This is a genomic window from Polynucleobacter kasalickyi, assembly GCF_900176405.1.
Classification (GTDB): Bacteria; Pseudomonadota; Gammaproteobacteria; order Burkholderiales; family Burkholderiaceae; genus Polynucleobacter; species Polynucleobacter kasalickyi.
This window is the reverse complement of the sequence record NZ_FWXJ01000008.1, coordinates 44,180-60,610: the sequence shown is the minus strand read 5'-3', so window position 1 is coordinate 60,610 and position 16,431 is coordinate 44,180. Positions and strand designations below refer to the sequence as shown.

Sequence of the window (16,431 nt, the reverse complement as noted above, 5' to 3'; positions counted from 1 at the left end):
TTAAAGTGATTGCAATAAAACTTTTATTTTTGCAACAATAAAGAGAGTGACTATGCCCCAAATAACTGTAAAAGAAAAGGTCGTTGCAAAAATTAAGAGATCTCCCTCTTCAGTTTTTTTGAGAAAAGAATTCGACAGACTTGGGAATTATCGTCAAGTTAGTCGTGCCGTCCATGAGGTGACTGCTAGTGGGCTGCTTATTAAGGTGGGTTTTGGATTGTATGCGAAAGCACGACCGTCAACTTTGGGTGGGAAACCCGTACCTGCGATACCGTTAATCAATATTGGCTTACAAGTAATGCAAAAAATTGGTATTAAGGCTGAAGTTGGAAAAGATGCAAGAGCCTTGCAAGAGGGGCGGAGTACCCAAGTACCAATGCTACCCATTATCAATGTTGGGCGTGCGCGGGTAAGTCGTAAGATTACGGTGGGTAAGCGTCAGGTTGTTTATGAAAAAAGTTAATGATTCTATTCGTGATCAAATAGCTGACTTAATTGTTGCAAAGGATTTAGTTATATCCGAATTTGCTCTTGAGAAAGACTTCATTGTCACAGATGTACTGCATGCAATTTCTCATATTAACAACGATCAATTTGATATTGTTTTTTGAGGAGGAACGTGCCTATCAAAAGCTTACCGTATTTTAGAAAGAATTTCTGAGGATATTGATATTAAGCTTGTATTAAAGAATGGCTTATCTCTCAGTAAAGGACAAAGAAAAACTGCCATTTCTAAGCTTAAAAAAGACTTTGTTAAAGCTTTAATTAAGGCAGGATTTGAAGAGACTGATATTTTGTACGAAGCAGGGGACTCTAATGCCTATGTTGTTTTTACAGCGAGTTACCTTAGCCATTTTGATGTTTCTGAGTCTATGAGAGCGACATTGAAGCTTGAATTGAATGCAACTGAATTATCCTTGCCAAGCGTTCGCCTGCAGATTGGCCTCTTATTTGACCAATTACTTGGAATCGAAGATGGAAATAGGACTCAAATGCTTTGTGTAAATATTCAAGAAGCTCTTGTTGAAAAGCTTATCTCATTTCCACGAAGATTAGCTATGCATTTAAACGATCCAAAACGATTCGAATTAGATAAGGCATTGGTGCGTCACCTTTTTGACGTTAGTCAAATTCTTAAGTTATATGGCGGATCTACGGATTTGGCTTTGCTAACTTCCATCATGGCAAGAACAATGGAGAGCGACGCTTATGATTTTGCAAGTCAATATCCAGTTTTTTTGGAAAACCCCATAAAAGAAATTACTAATGCTATTCGCGTTGCTAAATCAGTAAGGACATACCAGCAAATGTATGACGATTTCGTTCGTGTGATGGTATATGGTACAGATGTTCCTACTTTTGAGGATGCCATTAATAATTTTGAGGCTTTATTAATGGCAACTATCCCTCCAATTGAAACAAATTACCGACATTAAAGCTTGGTAAATTTTAATCTTGGGTGAGGTAGGGTTTATTAGCCCAACAACCGTTTAACCAAGCAAAGTTCTGTTATTTAAAGAGACCTTTGCCAAGCCCTTTGCCCATTCCTTTTGCCGCCATTTGACCCATCATCCGAGCCATTTTGCCACCGCTAAACTGTTTCATCATGGTCTGCATCTGTTCAAATTGATTGAGTAAGCGGTTGACCTCTTGCACTTGCACTCCAGCACCGGCGGCAATTCGACGTTTACGGCTAGCTTTGAGTAATTCTGGTTTTGCACGCTCGAGGGGGGTCATGCTATCAATAATGCCTTGCATCCGCTTGATATTTTTTTCCGCTGCATTCATATCTGTTTTTGCGGCGGCCTGAGCCATTTGTGCAGGGAGTTTATCCATCAAACTTGATAAGCCACCCATATTACGCATTTGGGTGATTTGATTTCTAAAGTCGGATAAATCAAAGCCACCTTTTTTGATTTTGGCGACTAGTTTTTCAGCTTCCTTAAGGTCGACATTCTTTTGCGCTTCTTCAACAATCGCCAAAATATCGCCCATACCAAGAATTCGGCCGGCCATACGGTCTGCATCAAACGGGTCTAAACCGTCAATTTTTTCAGATACACCAACAAATTTGAGCGGCACACCAGTTATGTGACGCACGGATAGCGCTGCACCACCTCTTGAATCACCATCAAGTTTGGTTAGTACGACACCTGTTAATGGCAGAGTTGCATGGAAAGCCTTCGCTGTATTGACAGCGTCTTGTCCGAGCATGGCATCGACTACAAATAGTGTTTCGATCGGCTTTAATGCTTTGTGTAGACCTGCAATTTCGGTCATCATGGCTTCATCAATACCAAGGCGTCCAGCAGTATCGATGAGTAGCACATCAAAATAATGTTTTTTTGCCCAATCAATTGCGGCATTTGCAATATCGATTGGTTTTTGACTGATATCACTCGCAAACCATTCGGCACCAGCTTGGGCTGTTACTGTTTTTAATTGTTCAATCGCCGCTGGGCGATAGACGTCGACAGAAACAGTTAAGACCTTTTTCTTTTGCGTGCGAATCAACCATTTTGCTAATTTAGCAACGGTCGTTGTTTTACCGGCACCTTGTAAGCCGGCCATCAAAATAACAGCTGGCGGTTGGGTCGCTAGATTCAGTTGCCCAGCAGTATCGAATGCCGAGTTACCACCCCGCATAATATTTGCTAACTCGTCTTTCACAATTCCGACTAAAGCTTGACCTGGCGTTAGGCTAGTAATCACATCCTCACCTAGGGCTTTTTCTTTGATATTAGCCAGCAAGTCTTTAATGACGGGTAAGGCAACGTCAGCTTCCAATAAGGCTAAACGTATTTCCCGTAACATTTCTGCGGTATTGGATTCAGTGAGGCGAGCCTGGCCCCTAATGGTTTTAACAACACGTCCTAAACGATCTGTTAGATTTTCTAGCATGAGAGAGTTACACTATTCAAATGTTATTAATATTTCCAAGTCTCGCTTACGCAATTATTCTCATCGCATTACTTGCCATGAGTAAAAAAATTGCTCGTTCCCATCAAGACCAACAAGACAAAGATCAAGATGATGTAACTCTTGCTGCGATTGGTTTAAAAAACCAAGAAAGCATCGGGTTACAAATGATTATTTTCATTTTACTCGTCTTACATGGTCTTGTATGTTTTCAGGACATTGTTACTCCAGAAGGAATTGTTTTTGGATTTGCTCAGGCACTATCTTTAATGGCGTGGGTCGGCGTAGCAATTTATTGGATGGAAGGGTGGTACTTTAATTTACGTGGCATGATGCCCATGATTCTTGCCATTGCGATGTTCTCCAGTTTTTTACCCAGTGTTTATCAAGGCGCAGTGTTATCGACTGCTGCAGTAGTTTCACACGGCTTTATTTTGCACTTTATTACTGCAAACATGGCGGTTGGCGTCTTATTTCTTGCGGCTATCCAGGCGATTTTGATTGGTTGGCAAGAAAAGAATCTCCGTTCTCAATTCAAAGAGAAAAATGCGCCCAAACTCAACTTCTCCCATGTATTGTTATTAGGTCAGAAAAAGGCATTTCTAGAGCAACTACCGCCCCTCGTGACGATGGAGAAGGTTTTGTTTAATATGATTGGGATTGGTTTTGTGTTGTTGAGCATCGCGGTTTTTTCTGGCGTCTTTTTTAGCCAAGAACTCTTTGGTCGGCCACTCATTTTTGATCATAAGACCGTTCTTTCAATCTTATCTTGGGTATTATTTGGTGGCGTTCTCTTTGTGCATTGGAAAAATGGCTTGAGGGGTTCGCAGGCTTTAAAGTGGATTCTTGGTTCATTTGCGATTTTATTGTTATCTTATATTGGTAGCCGCTTCGTTTTAGAAGTGATTCTGCAACGCGCCTAATTGATCTGTCTTTTCAGCTTTCCTTTCAAAGACGCAGCCTTTCATGGAACCTTCGTTAAAATCAGGTTCCATTCCTGAGGGGAATGATCAAAAAACCTAAAAATTACAATGAAAATTTTTGAACTTTTACTATTAGCGCTTTCTTTATATTATTTCTTGATCTTTCGCCCGAAAGCGATCAAAGAGAAAAAACGTCGACAAGAGGTCGAGAAAAAATCGAATCCGCAAGCGCAGCCAGCTTCCCCTGTGCCACCTGCGGCACCTATTATTGAGAAGATGGTCGCTTGTGATTTTTGCCGGGTACGACTCCCACATAGCGATGCGCACGAGTTTGATGGAAGGTTTTATTGTGGACCTGCCCATCTAAAATTACTGAATAAAGAGGGCTTTTTAGGGAGTTGTAAGCAGGTTTTATCCAATAATTATGATCAGCGTCCAGAAAACACGGTGGTTGATACGATTGTGATTCATCATATTAGTTTGCCAGAGGGTAAATTTGGTGGGCATGCTATTGAAGACTTCTTTTGTAATCGCTTAAATCCAAAGGATGACCCCTACTATCCGACCATTATTGATTTACAAGTTTCAGCGCATTTTTTGATTAAACGGGATGGCGAGGTGGTTCAGTTTGTTTCCACCCTTCAAAGAGCTTGGCATGCCGGCGCTTCAACTCTGATGGGACGGGAAAGATGTAATGATTTTTCGATTGGAGTTGAACTAGAGGGGACTGGCGAGGTGCCTTTTGAGCAAAAACAGTATCAAGTACTCCAACAGCTGATTCAGGCTATTCAAGTGCAACATCCCATTTCGGCGATTGTTGGGCATAGCGATATTTCCCCAGGCAGAAAGCAAGATCCAGGTAAATATTTTGATTGGCAATATTTTCAAAAAATTAGCCAAATTCCTGAACAAAAATTCCCATTTGGGTTGACCGCAAGATAACCCATGATTCTTTTCTGAAGTGAGCGCAAACTTAAGGGAATTTTTCAAAAATTCTTGATCTGAAAATTAGAAAAAAATATGCCATATATTAGGGAAAACCTTTAAAAAAAACATATCTAATATTTCTAAAACCCCCTATACTTAGTACTAATTACAGCGCAAACCACAATATATAGTGGTATTTCCTAAATTCCTAAAATTTTATAAATATATCAGTGAGTTATAAAAACTTAGGTGAAATTGTCGTTGAAATTACAAATTGTTGAAGTATTTTGACGTTGAAAATAGTTTGAAATAAATAGTATTAAAAAATAATTACAGGTTAAACGAAGGTGAGGGAACGCTGAAAGAAATGACTGACAGTGAAATCCTAAAGCAGAGTTGAACTAATACCATCAATGAATTAAAGGAGTTTTTATGACATACCCCAATCCTCAAGGGACCAATTTTGTAGCTGATTCTGCCACCCAAGTTGGTGGGGTAAGTCCATTTGCAGGCCCGCAAGGTGCTAGCAGTGCTTTTATTGAAGGTGGTGTTGGCGTTGCCCATGCTACCCAGTTATCGGACTATAAAATTATTCGTCGCAATGGTGCGGTCGTTGCATTTGAACCATCAAAAATCGCGATTGCTGTAACTAAAGCCTTTTTAGCGGTCAATGGCGGTCAAGGAGCTGCTTCTGCACGTGTTCGTGAGCAAGTAGAGCATCTCACTGAAGTGGTGGTTAAAGGACTGCTACGTAGTCGCCCTAATGGCGGTACTTTCCACATTGAAGATGTGCAAGACCAAGTAGAATTAGCGCTCATGCGCAGTGGTGAGCACAATGTCGCCCGTGCTTATGTGTTGTACCGTGACAAGCGCAATCAAGAGCGTCAAGCAACCCAAACCATTGAATCTGCCGTATCTACCCCGGCGATTGCTCATCCTGGTATTAATGTGACCGATAAAGGGGTGATTAAACCCCTCGATATGGCGAACTTACAAGGTATTTTAGAAGCCGCCTGCCAAGGACTCGGCAGCACGATTGTGGCTACACCAATCTTGACTGAAACCATTAAGAATTTGTACGAAGGCGTTCCGATTGAGCAGGTGTTTGATTCTGCCATCCTAGCTTCAAGAACTTTAATTGAAAAAGATCCAGCCTATAGCTTAGTAACTGCCAGAATTTTGATGCACGTCATTCGTCGTGATATCTTGGGCGTGGAGATTCCACAGGGTGGCATGCAAGCTGTTTACCCAGAGTATTTTTCCAAGTTCTTACGTCGCGGTGTAAAAGAAGAATTATTGGATCCAAAATTACTACAAATTTTTGATATCGCTAAACTTGGCGCTGCTTTAAACGCCTCACGTGATTTACAGTTCAACTACCTCGGTTTACAAACTCTCTTTGATCGTTACTTTTTACATATTGAAGGTCAACGCATTGAAATGCCACAGGCATTTTTCATGCGCGTCTCGATGGGCTTGGCATTAGAAGAAGCAAATCCTACTGAACGTGCGATTGAATTCTACGAAATTCTTTCTAAGTTTGACTTTATGTCCAGCACGCCAACCTTGTTTAACTCAGCAAGTTTGCGTTCACAGTTGTCAAGCTGCTACCTCACTACAATCCCAGATGACTTAGATGGCATTTATGAAGGTTTGAAAGAAAATGCCTTACTCTCTAAATTTGCGGGTGGGCTTGGTAATGACTGGACGAATGTCCGTGCCCTAGGCAGTCATATCAAAGGCACGAATGGTAAGTCACAAGGTGTTGTGCCTTTCTTAAAGGTGGTGAACGATACGGCGGTCGCGGTCAACCAAGGTGGTAAGCGCAAGGGTGCGGTTTGTGCTTATTTAGAAACTTGGCACTTGGATATCGAAGAGTTCTTAGAGTTGCGTAAAAACACGGGTGATGATCGTCGCCGTACGCACGATATGAATACTGCCAACTGGATTCCGGACTTATTTATGAAGCGCGTCATGGAAAACAAAGATTGGACACTCTTCACGCCATCCACTACACCTGATTTGCACGAAAAGTTTGGTCTAGCTTTTGAAGAAGCGTATGTCGCTTACGAGAAAAAAGCTGATGCTGGAGAAATCAAGCCATTTAAACGGATTCCTGCTTTGCAATTGTGGCGCAAAATGATTGGTATGTTGTTTGAAACAGGCCATCCTTGGATTACATTTAAAGATCCATGTAATATTCGTAGCCCACAGCAGCACGTAGGTGTGGTTCACTCTTCCAACTTATGTACAGAAATTACGCTCAACACGAATGAGACAGAAATTGCGGTATGTAATTTAGGCTCTGTCAACTTGACAGCCCACATGATGACGGATGCCAACGGGAAGTTAGTGCTCGACCATGCGAAGTTAGAAAAAACGATTTCGATTGCGATGAGAATGCTCGACAACGTGATTGATATCAACTACTACGCGGTAGCAAAGGCAAAAAATTCCAATATGCGTCATCGTCCAGTTGGTATGGGTATCATGGGCTTCCAAGACTGTTTACACATGCTTAGAATTCCGTACGCTAGCCAAGAAGCCGTTGAGTTTGCTGATACTTCGATGGAAGCAGTCTGTTATTACGCTTACAAAGCCTCTAATGACTTAGCAAAAGAACGTGGCACGTATAGTACTTATCCTGGTTCATTATGGGATCGTGGCCTCTTGCCACAAGACACGAACGCACTGTTATTAAAAGAGCGCGGTGGTTATTTAGAAGTTGATTCTTCTAGCAAAATGGATTGGACTGGCTTACGTGCAAGCATTGCTGCGCACGGTATGCGTAATTCGAACTGTATCGCGATTGCACCTACAGCGACAATCTCAAACATCATTGGTGTTTCTGCTTGTATCGAGCCGACCTTCCAAAATTTATATGTGAAGTCGAATTTATCTGGTGAATTTACAGTCGTTAATGAGTATTTAGTGCGTGACTTGAAAGAGCGTGGACTTTGGGATGAAGTGATGATTGCTGATCTCAAGTACTTTGATGGCTCACTCGCAAAAATTGATCGTATTCCAAATGACTTAAGAGAAATTTATGCAACCGCCTTTGAAGTAGATCCGAAATGGATTGTAGAAGCAGCTTCAAGACGTCAAAAATGGATTGATCAAGCACAGTCACTGAACATTTATATGGCTGGTGCCTCAGGTAAGACTTTGGACGATACGTATAAATTAGCTTGGATTCGTGGTTTGAAGACTACTTATTACCTCCGTACAACATCGGCAACTCAGGTTGAAAAATCGACGGTCTCGAAAGGTACGCTGAACTCTGTTTCGAATGGCTCGGAAGAGGCAATTGCTGCAGCAGCAAATACCCCTGCAGGAACTAGTGGTTTTGCCGCAGGTCCAGTGGAGGCAGATGGGCCAGTTTGTACAATGCGTCCAGGTGATGACGGCTTTGAAGAATGCGAAGCTTGTCAATAAGAACGACAATAGAGGGTTAGAACGAATGATCACGTTCAATACATGCAACAACAAAGAGCGTGATCAAAGTAGTTCCTATTTAAAGTAACACTGAAGTAAAGCAATTGATTTGGAGAAAGAATTATGTTGAATTGGGAAGATGACACCGTAGTAATACCGGCAGCACCACTAAAGCCGACCATTGCACCTATACCTCAGGTAGCAAAAGTAGAAGTAGCCCCGACACTCGCAACACCACAGGCGAGCCCTGGAATGCCAATCAGTGCGCCAGATGTTGCGATTGCGCCAATCGCAAAAGCGGTTGCGACAGAAGAAAAAATTGAAGATGCAACTAGTCGTCGAGTAAATTTAAACGATAAAAGAATTATTAACGGTTCAACCGACGTGAATCAGCTCGTGCCATTTAAATACAAATGGGCTTGGGAAAAATATTTAGCAGGTTGCGCAAATCACTGGATGCCACAAGAAGTGAATATGAACCGTGATATTGCTTTATGGAAAGATCCAAATGGTTTATCAGAAGATGAGCGTCGTATTATTAAAAGAAATTTAGGTTTTTTTGTAACGGCCGACTCATTAGCAGCAAATAATATTGTGCTTGGCACCTATCGTCAAATTACTGCCCCAGAATGCCGCCAGTATTTATTGCGTCAAGCGTTCGAAGAAGCGATTCATACCCACGCTTATCAATACATTGTTGAGTCACTTGGTCTGGATCAAAGTGAGATTTTTAATGCGTATCATGAGGTCCCTTCGATCCGCGCAAAAGATGAATTTTTAATTCCATTTATTGATGTTTTAACAGACCCATCTTTCAAAACTGGCACTCCAGAAAGTGATCAAAAATTATTGCGATCATTAATTGTTTTTGCTTGCATCATGGAAGGATTATTCTTTTATGTTGGTTTTACGCAAATACTTGCAATGGGTCGTCAGAACAAAATGACGGGTGCCGCAGAGCAGTATCAATACATCTTACGTGATGAGTCTTTGCACTGTAATTTTGGTATCGATATGATTAACCAGATTAAGCTCGAGAACCCACATCTATGGACTTCTGCGTTCAAAGAGGAGTTGAAAAATATCTTCGAAACAGCAGTGGAATTAGAGTACAAATATGCCGAAGATACGATGCCTCGTGGAGTGCTTGGACTCAATGCGCCGATGTTCAAAGGCTACTTAAGATACATTTGTAATCGTCGTTGTATGCAAATAGGACTTGACGCAATGTTCCCAAATGAAGAGAATCCTTTTCCATGGATGTCTGAAATGATAGATTTGAAAAAAGAAAGAAATTTTTTCGAAACTAGAGTGATAGAGTATCAAACTGGGGGTGCATTAAGTTGGGATTAAAACTTAATCGCTTTCCAATAATTTAGGAGATTTTTGGATTGAACATACGTAGTATTTATACAATTTCTTGTTTAAAAACTTCTGTAAAAAGAATGGGAATTTTTTCCCTACAAAATGTTCAATTCCCGCTATTTTTGAATGCTCCTTTTTTCAGCACAGCATCAGTTGATTTCAGAACTAATTTTTTAAAGACGCAATTTAAAAAGTCACTACCCACTATGGGAGTGACTTTTTTTTCGGAATTCATGAGTCCATTTCTACAATTGAGAAATGCGTTTCATGAATGGCTCATTCGTTTGTGCCAACTTTCTATCCGGAAGGTTGATGCAAAATGCCTGGGCCTTTCTTAAACTGTAGTTGGATTAACTTCTCACGTGAAGGAGCATCAAAATGGCAACAGCCAAGAAAGCAGCCGCTAAACCAGCAGCTAAGAAAGCAGTAGCAAAACCAGCAGCAAAGCCAGCAGCGAAGAAAGTAGCCGCTAAACCAGCAGCGAAAAAAGTAGCCGCGAAGCCAGCAGCGAAAAAAGTAGCAGCGAAGCCAGCAGCAAAGAAAGTTGCAGCAAAGCCAGCAGCGAAAAAAGTAGCAGCGAAGCCAGCAGCAAAGAAAGTAGCAGCAAAGCCAGCAGCGAAAAAAGTAGCAGCGAAGCCAGCAGCAAAGAAAGTAGCAGCAAAGCCAGCAGCTAAAAAAGTAGCAGCAAAGCCAGCAGCTAAAAAAGTTGCAGCTAAGCCAGCAGCTAAACCTGCAGCGAAGAAAGCAGCAGCTAAACCTGCAGCAAAGCCAGTAGCAAAAAAACCTGCAGCTAAGCCAGCAGCAAAACCTGCAGCGAAGCCAGCCGCAAAAAAAAAAGTAGTTAAAGCAGCAGCAAAGCCAGCAGCCAAAAAAAAGGTTGAATCGAAGAAAGAAACTGCCCTCAATCCAACCGCTGCTTGGCCTTTCCCAACTGGTAGCCGTCCGTAATTATTAAAGGCATCAGTTCCTCCGGTTGTGAACTGCTTATTAAAAAACCCGCTGAAGCGTTGCTTTTAGCGGGTTTTTTGTTGATTTTAAAAGCCTTGATCCATAGCGAGAGTTGCAGTTGGATTGAAGCTGAACCAACTACGGAGTGACTTACATCATTTCGTAGCCAAAATTCTCTTTAAATGCAGCACGAATCGTATCCATTTGAATCACATGATTTTGACCGCCCTGAGAAGCGATTTTTACAGAGCCAAGTAAAGAACCAAGACGGCCAATCGTTGCCCAATCTAATTGATTCTCAATGCCAAATAGAAGTCCCGCTCTAAATGAATCCCCACAACCTGTTGGATCTAACAATTGGGTTGCCTTTACAACTGGAATATCGATCATTTGACCCTTGTTATAAATCACAGAGCCTTCCGCACCTTTGGTCACAATCAAAGCTTCGACCATATCCGAGATTTGATGTAATGAAAGTCCAGTTTTTTGACACAGCATTTCACCTTCATAGTCGTTGACGGCTACATAGGAAGCAAGATCAATCATTTCTAACAATTCTTTGCCGTCAAATAAAGGCAAGCCCTGTCCTGGATCAAAGATGAAAGGAACCTTGGCTTGGGCAAATTGTTGAGTATGCACCAGCATGCCATCGCGTCCATCAGGAGCGACGATGCCAAGAGTGATTGGTGTACTCGTATTTGCCTTAGCAGCGATTGCTGCAGTCACATCATTTAAATGTGATTGCATCATTGCACCCGGATGAAAAGCGGTGATTTGGTTGTTGTCACGATCCGTGGTGATAATCGCTTGAGCCGTAAATGCTTCCGGTATTTCGCGAATAAAGTCTGTCGCGATATTGTGCTTGGCGAGTTTGTCAAAATAAGGCCCTGCATCAGTACCCACTGTCGCCATAATAAATGGGTTACCACCAAGTAAACGTTGGTTATAAGCAATGTTACCGGCACAACCACCAAATTCACGACGCATACTCGGAACTAAAAACGCTACATTCAAAATATGAATTTGATCTGGCAGAATTTGTTCCTGAAAACGTCCTTCAAAAGACAAAATCGTATCAAACGCAATCGAACCACAAATAAGACTTGCCATAACATTCCTAACTATTAAAAAAATGAAGTAACTCTTGCCACCACTATTAGAAAATCTTAGTGGGGATAAACCATCTGAATCTGAAAACCGCTTGCTGCCTCTGGCAACACTAACGGTATGTTAACTGTAATTTGAGTCTGTGATGCGACACCCTTGGTTAAATAGCGCAATACTTTAGGGTCGGCTCCTAACCATTGACTCGGCGTAAGTTCTTGATAAGCTAAAGGCTCGCCATTGACATTGCTTAATAAGATTTCCATATTCGGTAAAGCAATCTTTTTTGCAAAAAAGGGATACTCCGTAGGAGCATTGACATGCAGTTGTATTTCTAAGGACTGGTTTGCGGACGTGAGCTCTGTGGATGCTTGCTCGCGATCGGTGATGGTTGCTTGATAGGAGTGCATGTCGGCATACTCTAAACGCCAAGCCGCATAATCTTTCTTTGGCTGTTGTTGCCAACTTAAAAATAATAAATGGCTTTGATAAACAATCCCACCGGACAAAACCAACAACATGAATATTCTGTAAAGTCGCATATTGATGTCTTTGGATTCGGTCTGTAAAGGTTATCGCGTGATGAAGGGTTGCCGTGAATAAAATGGTACTTAAGCCTTCGATTTACCTGCGAGGCAAACCCAACCCTCGGCAACCTGCCAAATTTTTAGATCAACCCATGGGGAATAGATGTCAATAATCTGCTCGGCTTGTTGTTCTAGGATGCCAGACAAGGCGAGGTAGCCTTGCGGTGCGACCAAGGCGCCAATCGCTGGCGCAAGAATTTTTAGGGGATTGGCGAGGATATTGGCGACTACTACATTAAATTGACTGGTAGGCGTCACCATATCCGGCAGACCAAATTCAATCTCAACGGCGTTACCTTTGGCGTTGTCATTACTCGCAATCACCGATTGCGGATCGATGTCTAAACCAAAGGTCGGGCCACTACCTAATTTTTTAGCAGCAATCGCCAGAATACCTGAACCACAACCATAATCCATCATGCTTTGATTTGCTAATAAACCATCATCAGAGAGTGATTCAAGCCAGTTTAAGCAGAGTTTTGTGGTAGGGTGACTACCAGTGCCAAAAGCAAGTCCAGGGTCTACAGCAAGGCAAATTGCCTGCGGGTGAAGATCTTCAGGCGTTTGATGCCAAGACGGTACCACCCAAATACGATCAGAAATCGCGATCGGATCAAATTGCGATTGCGTTAACTTCACCCAATCCTGTTCTTCGATTTGAGCTTCCGTGTAATGATCAATCGCCATTCCTAAACGATCTAGTTCCGCTAAGATGGCTTCGGTATGTTGCGCAAATTCAGTCCATAAAGACTGGTTAAAGAGGGCGATGACTTTCGACTCTTGCCAGGCTGCTACATGGATCACCATACCAGGCTCTCCATATAAGGCTACTTCTTCTGGGGTATCAGCTTGCGCATCTTCTACGGTAATAGATAGCGCGCCAAGTTCCATCAATGTATCGCCGAGTAGTTCAGCACTCTCTTCATTGACGAAAAAGGTTAATTCACGATAAGTCATAGCGCATTCCTAAGCAGGTAGTGGGGATCCAAAAGCCGCCTTATTTACTTGGCGTGTTTAAAGCACGGGCTTCGGCTTGTTCTTCTAAACGATGCTCCAGATAATGAATACTGGTTCCACCATTATTAAAACCTGGATCAATCATGAGTTCACGGTGCAAAGGGATATTGGTTTTGATTCCATCTACCACCATCTCGGACAACGCAATGCGCATTCTTTTAATCGCTTGATCGCGGGTTGCGCCAAAAGCAATTAACTTGCCAATCATCGAATCGTAAGAGGACGGTACCGTATAACCGCTATAAACGTGCGAATCTACGCGAATACCTGGACCACCTGGCGTATGCCATGACAAAATTTTGCCTGGACTTGGTGTAAATTTAAATGGATCTTCGGCATTAATCCTACACTCAATCGCATGCCCCCTAAAGATAATATCTTTTTGTTTAAAGGAGAGTTTTTCACCAGCCGCAATTTTGATTTGCTCTTGCACCAAATCAATCCCAGTAATTAATTCAGTTACAGGGTGCTCTACTTGAATACGTGTGTTCATCTCGATAAAGAAGAACTCATTATTTTCAAATAAAAATTCAAAAGTACCCGCGCCCCGATAGCCCATTTTCCGACAAGCAAGTGCACAACGCTCACCAATTTTGGCGATTAAGCGACGGTCAACGCCAGGAGCTGGCGCCTCTTCAATCACTTTTTGATGACGACGTTGCATCGAGCAATCTCGCTCACCTAACCAAACGGCATTTTTGAAGGTATCCGCGAGGATCTGTATCTCAATATGGCGAGGATTGGTTAAAAACTTCTCCATATACACTTCTGGATTACCAAAAGTACGACCCGCTTCTTCTTTGGTCAAACTGACTGCATTCAGGAGGGCTGCTTCGTTATGCACCACGCGCATACCACGACCACCACCTCCGCCAGCTGCTTTGATAATAACGGGATAACCGATTCTTTTCGCGGTAGCTAGGATATATTTAGGATCATCCGGCAAGGCACCTTCTGAACCTGGGACGCATGGCACACCCGCGGCAATCATGGCCTGTTTAGCGGAAACTTTATCACCCATGAGGCGAATGGTTTCAGCTTTAGGACCGATAAAGACGAAACCTGAGGTTTCCACGCGATCTGCAAAGTCGGCATTTTCTGATAAGAAGCCATACCCTGGGTGAATCGCCTGGGCATCGGTTACTTCGGCTGCAGAAATAATCGCCGGCATATTCAGGTAACTTTGCATCGAGGGTGCTGGACCAATACAAACCGCTTCGTCTGCTAGTTTTACGTATTTAGCTTCTTTATCTGCGGTCGAATACACCACAACGGTTTTAATCCCAAGTTCTCGGCAAGCTCTTTGAATGCGAAGCGCAATTTCACCGCGATTGGCGATAAGAATTTTTTGAAACATCATAGTTATCTAATCTTTTCTGGTGATCTTTTAGCCAATAATGAAAAGGGGTTGATCGTATTCAACACCTTGACCATTCACAACACAAATTTCTTTAATAACGCCATCGACATCGGCTTCAATTTCATTGAGAAGTTTCATGGCTTCGATGATACAAAGCGTTTGACCCGCTTTAACGGTGTCGCCTAAGCGGACAAATTCAGGAGATTCTGGGTTTTGAGCGCGATAAAAAGTACCAACCATTGGTGACTTCATCACATGGCCTGTCGGCGCTGCGGGCGCGCTAATCACCACTGGCGCTGCAGGAGCGGCAGCTGGGGTAAATTCTTGTGGAGTCGGTTGTTGTTGCGGAATATATACTTGAGTGGCTTGGGCACTTGGCGCACGGTGATTCACAATCCGTACTCTTTCTTCCCCTTCAGAGATTTCTAGTTCAGACACACCTGATTCAGCGACGAGGTCGATTAAGGTTTTTAACTTACGAAGATCCATATGATTTCCTTTTAAAACAAATTGATAATCTCACCTGATGAAAAGATGTCGCAACCGCATCGGTAGCTTTGCAAAGCGTTCAACAGTTGATGCTTAATTATTGGGTGAGTCGTTGATGGGCGGCTTGCAGGGCTAGTTCATAACCCTGTGCTCCGAGACCACAAATAACCCCCACTGCGATATCGGAGAGAAAAGAGTGGTGCCTGAAACTTTCTCGTTGATAAATGTTTGATAAATGTACTTCAATAAATGGAATTGCTACGCCGGCTAGCGCATCACGAATGGCCACGCTAGTGTGGGTATAAGCACCAGGATTAATCAAAATAAACTGAACGTTATTTTGCTTTGCTGCGTGAATCCGATCGACTAAAGCACCTTCAGAATTTGACTGAAAAGTCTCTAACTGAATGTGTAATTGCCCCGCCACTTGATGTAATTGATCATGGATTTGTTGCAAGGTGGTCGCGCCATAAACTGCTGGTTCGCGTAAGCCAAGTAAATTCAGATTAGGACCCTGCAAGACGAGTACTGAAGCGATTTGTGGTGTATCTGCGCTCATTTTCGATGAATTCCTTGAAAATCTGATTTTGAATGAGCCTAGTATATCCCACTTAAACCGCTTTTAAAGTGAAAAATCATGGTTTTTCACGATTTAAAATGATTGCGCCTTTTTTCTACTCAATTTATCAAAGTGTATTACGCAATCAATTCATTAACTTCGTTTAAATAAATACTATCTTTCAATAAATTTATTTATCTTTCGGTAAAAGTGCAGATTGAAGTTCACTCTCAGAGACCTTGCCTAATTTCGTAAATAAAACTTTGCCCTCTGGACTGAGAATAATGGTGTATGGCAGAGCACCTTGGGCATTACCCAGACGCTTCATCCAGTCACTACCTTCTAAGCCACCCATCAACACTTGATAACTGACAGTGGTCTTTTCAAGGAATTGACGTAAATTAGATGGGGAATCGATACCAATGCCGACCATTTGGATGGAGTTAGCGTCAATTTTTTGATTGAAGGCTGACAACATCGGCATTTCTTCTACGCAAGGGGGACACCAAGATGCCCAAAAGTTAATGACTAAGGTTTTATTTTTCCAAGCCTTGGTATCAACTACTTCATCGGCTACGTTTTTCCAAGAACTATCTAAAAATTCTTGATAAAGGGCACTTTGTGAACTAGATGGATGAACGCCGGCGTTCTGGGAGGAAAACCAATAGGATGCACCAGAGCCTAATAATAAACTGCCCAAGCCAATTAAAGAAAGCATTAATAATAGGGGAAAGCTCTTTTTTAAAGCAGTTTTTTTATTAATTTCTTCAGTCATTTCATTTCCTTCGCTAAAATTGA

Annotated in this window: 15 protein-coding genes and 1 pseudogene; 8 read left to right on the top strand and 8 right to left on the bottom strand. The window is 42.2% G+C overall.

Going from position 1 to position 16,431, the window contains the following annotated elements; genetic code table 11:
- The first annotated feature begins 52 nt into the window (after window positions 1-52).
- The 3 genes and pseudogenes from B8983_RS08425 to B8983_RS08420 all read left to right on the top strand — a co-directional run.
- Window positions 53-463, top strand: coding sequence for a DUF6088 family protein (locus B8983_RS08425; RefSeq protein WP_084283706.1), 411 nt, complete (start codon window positions 53-55; stop codon window positions 461-463).
- Window positions 450-611 (top strand): hypothetical protein, encoded by a 162-nt coding sequence (locus tag B8983_RS14025; RefSeq protein ID WP_159460864.1) that lies wholly within the window; start codon window positions 450-452, stop codon window positions 609-611. Before B8983_RS08425 ends, B8983_RS14025 begins: the two co-directional genes overlap by 14 nt.
- Before the next feature lie 12 nt (window positions 612-623).
- Window positions 624-1,436, top strand: a pseudogene (locus B8983_RS08420) (nucleotidyl transferase AbiEii/AbiGii toxin family protein); the annotation flags it as partial.
- A gap of 73 nt (window positions 1,437-1,509) precedes the next feature.
- On the opposite strand, the gene ffh reads toward B8983_RS08420, so the two are convergent.
- Window positions 1,510-2,901: a signal recognition particle protein gene (ffh, locus tag B8983_RS08415; protein WP_084283704.1), complete on the bottom strand. Its 1,392-nt coding sequence runs from the start codon at window positions 2,899-2,901 to the stop codon at window positions 1,510-1,512.
- 20 nt (window positions 2,902-2,921) lie between these two features.
- On the opposite strand from ffh, the gene B8983_RS08410 reads away from it, so the two are divergent.
- The 5 genes from B8983_RS08410 to B8983_RS08390 all read left to right on the top strand — a co-directional run bounded on the left by B8983_RS08410 (window position 2,922) and on the right by B8983_RS08390 (window position 10,517).
- On the top strand, window positions 2,922-3,842 hold the full coding sequence (locus B8983_RS08410; RefSeq protein WP_084283703.1) for a cytochrome C assembly family protein: 921 nt from the start codon (window positions 2,922-2,924) through the stop codon (window positions 3,840-3,842).
- Window positions 3,843-3,950: 108 nt separating this feature from the next.
- A complete protein-coding gene (gene ampD, locus B8983_RS08405; protein WP_255372802.1) occupies window positions 3,951-4,784 on the top strand; it encodes a 1,6-anhydro-N-acetylmuramyl-L-alanine amidase AmpD in 834 nt (277 codons plus the stop codon).
- A 522-nt stretch (window positions 4,785-5,306) separates the two neighbouring features.
- Window positions 5,307-8,204, top strand: coding sequence for a ribonucleoside-diphosphate reductase subunit alpha (locus tag B8983_RS08400; RefSeq protein WP_369405852.1), 2,898 nt, complete (start codon window positions 5,307-5,309; stop codon window positions 8,202-8,204).
- A gap of 123 nt (window positions 8,205-8,327) precedes the next feature.
- The gene (locus B8983_RS08395; protein ID WP_084283701.1) at window positions 8,328-9,557 is read left to right on the top strand and encodes a ribonucleotide-diphosphate reductase subunit beta; all 1,230 of its coding nucleotides are present in this window, start codon (window positions 8,328-8,330) and stop codon (window positions 9,555-9,557) included.
- A 390-nt stretch (window positions 9,558-9,947) separates the two neighbouring features.
- The gene (locus tag B8983_RS08390; RefSeq protein WP_200806882.1) at window positions 9,948-10,517 is read left to right on the top strand and encodes a histone; all 570 of its coding nucleotides are present in this window, start codon (window positions 9,948-9,950) and stop codon (window positions 10,515-10,517) included.
- Window positions 10,518-10,667: 150 nt separating this feature from the next.
- On the opposite strand, the gene B8983_RS08385 is transcribed toward B8983_RS08390, so the two are convergent.
- From B8983_RS08385 to B8983_RS08355, 7 genes are all read right to left on the bottom strand, one after another.
- Window positions 10,668-11,627, bottom strand: a complete 960-nt coding sequence (locus B8983_RS08385) for a carbohydrate kinase family protein (protein WP_084283700.1) — start codon at window positions 11,625-11,627, stop codon at window positions 10,668-10,670.
- 56 nt (window positions 11,628-11,683) lie between these two features.
- Entirely contained in the window at window positions 11,684-12,163 is a 480-nt protein-coding gene (locus B8983_RS08380; protein ID WP_143736144.1) for a DUF3426 domain-containing protein, read from the bottom strand.
- Window positions 12,164-12,232: 69 nt separating this feature from the next.
- Window positions 12,233-13,165, bottom strand: coding sequence for a 50S ribosomal protein L11 methyltransferase (gene prmA / locus B8983_RS08375; RefSeq protein ID WP_084283698.1), 933 nt, complete (start codon window positions 13,163-13,165; stop codon window positions 12,233-12,235).
- Window positions 13,166-13,205: 40 nt separating this feature from the next.
- The gene (accC, locus tag B8983_RS08370; protein ID WP_084283697.1) at window positions 13,206-14,582 is read right to left on the bottom strand and encodes an acetyl-CoA carboxylase biotin carboxylase subunit; all 1,377 of its coding nucleotides are present in this window, start codon (window positions 14,580-14,582) and stop codon (window positions 13,206-13,208) included.
- 30 nt (window positions 14,583-14,612) lie between these two features.
- The gene (accB, locus tag B8983_RS08365; RefSeq protein WP_084283696.1) at window positions 14,613-15,074 is read right to left on the bottom strand and encodes an acetyl-CoA carboxylase biotin carboxyl carrier protein; all 462 of its coding nucleotides are present in this window, start codon (window positions 15,072-15,074) and stop codon (window positions 14,613-14,615) included.
- Between the two features lie 97 nt (window positions 15,075-15,171).
- Window positions 15,172-15,633, bottom strand: coding sequence for a type II 3-dehydroquinate dehydratase (gene aroQ, locus B8983_RS08360; RefSeq protein ID WP_084283695.1), 462 nt, complete (start codon window positions 15,631-15,633; stop codon window positions 15,172-15,174).
- A gap of 190 nt (window positions 15,634-15,823) precedes the next feature.
- A complete protein-coding gene (locus B8983_RS08355) occupies window positions 15,824-16,408 on the bottom strand; it encodes a TlpA family protein disulfide reductase (RefSeq protein ID WP_234986961.1) in 585 nt (194 codons plus the stop codon).
- Window positions 16,409-16,431 lie beyond the last annotated feature (23 nt).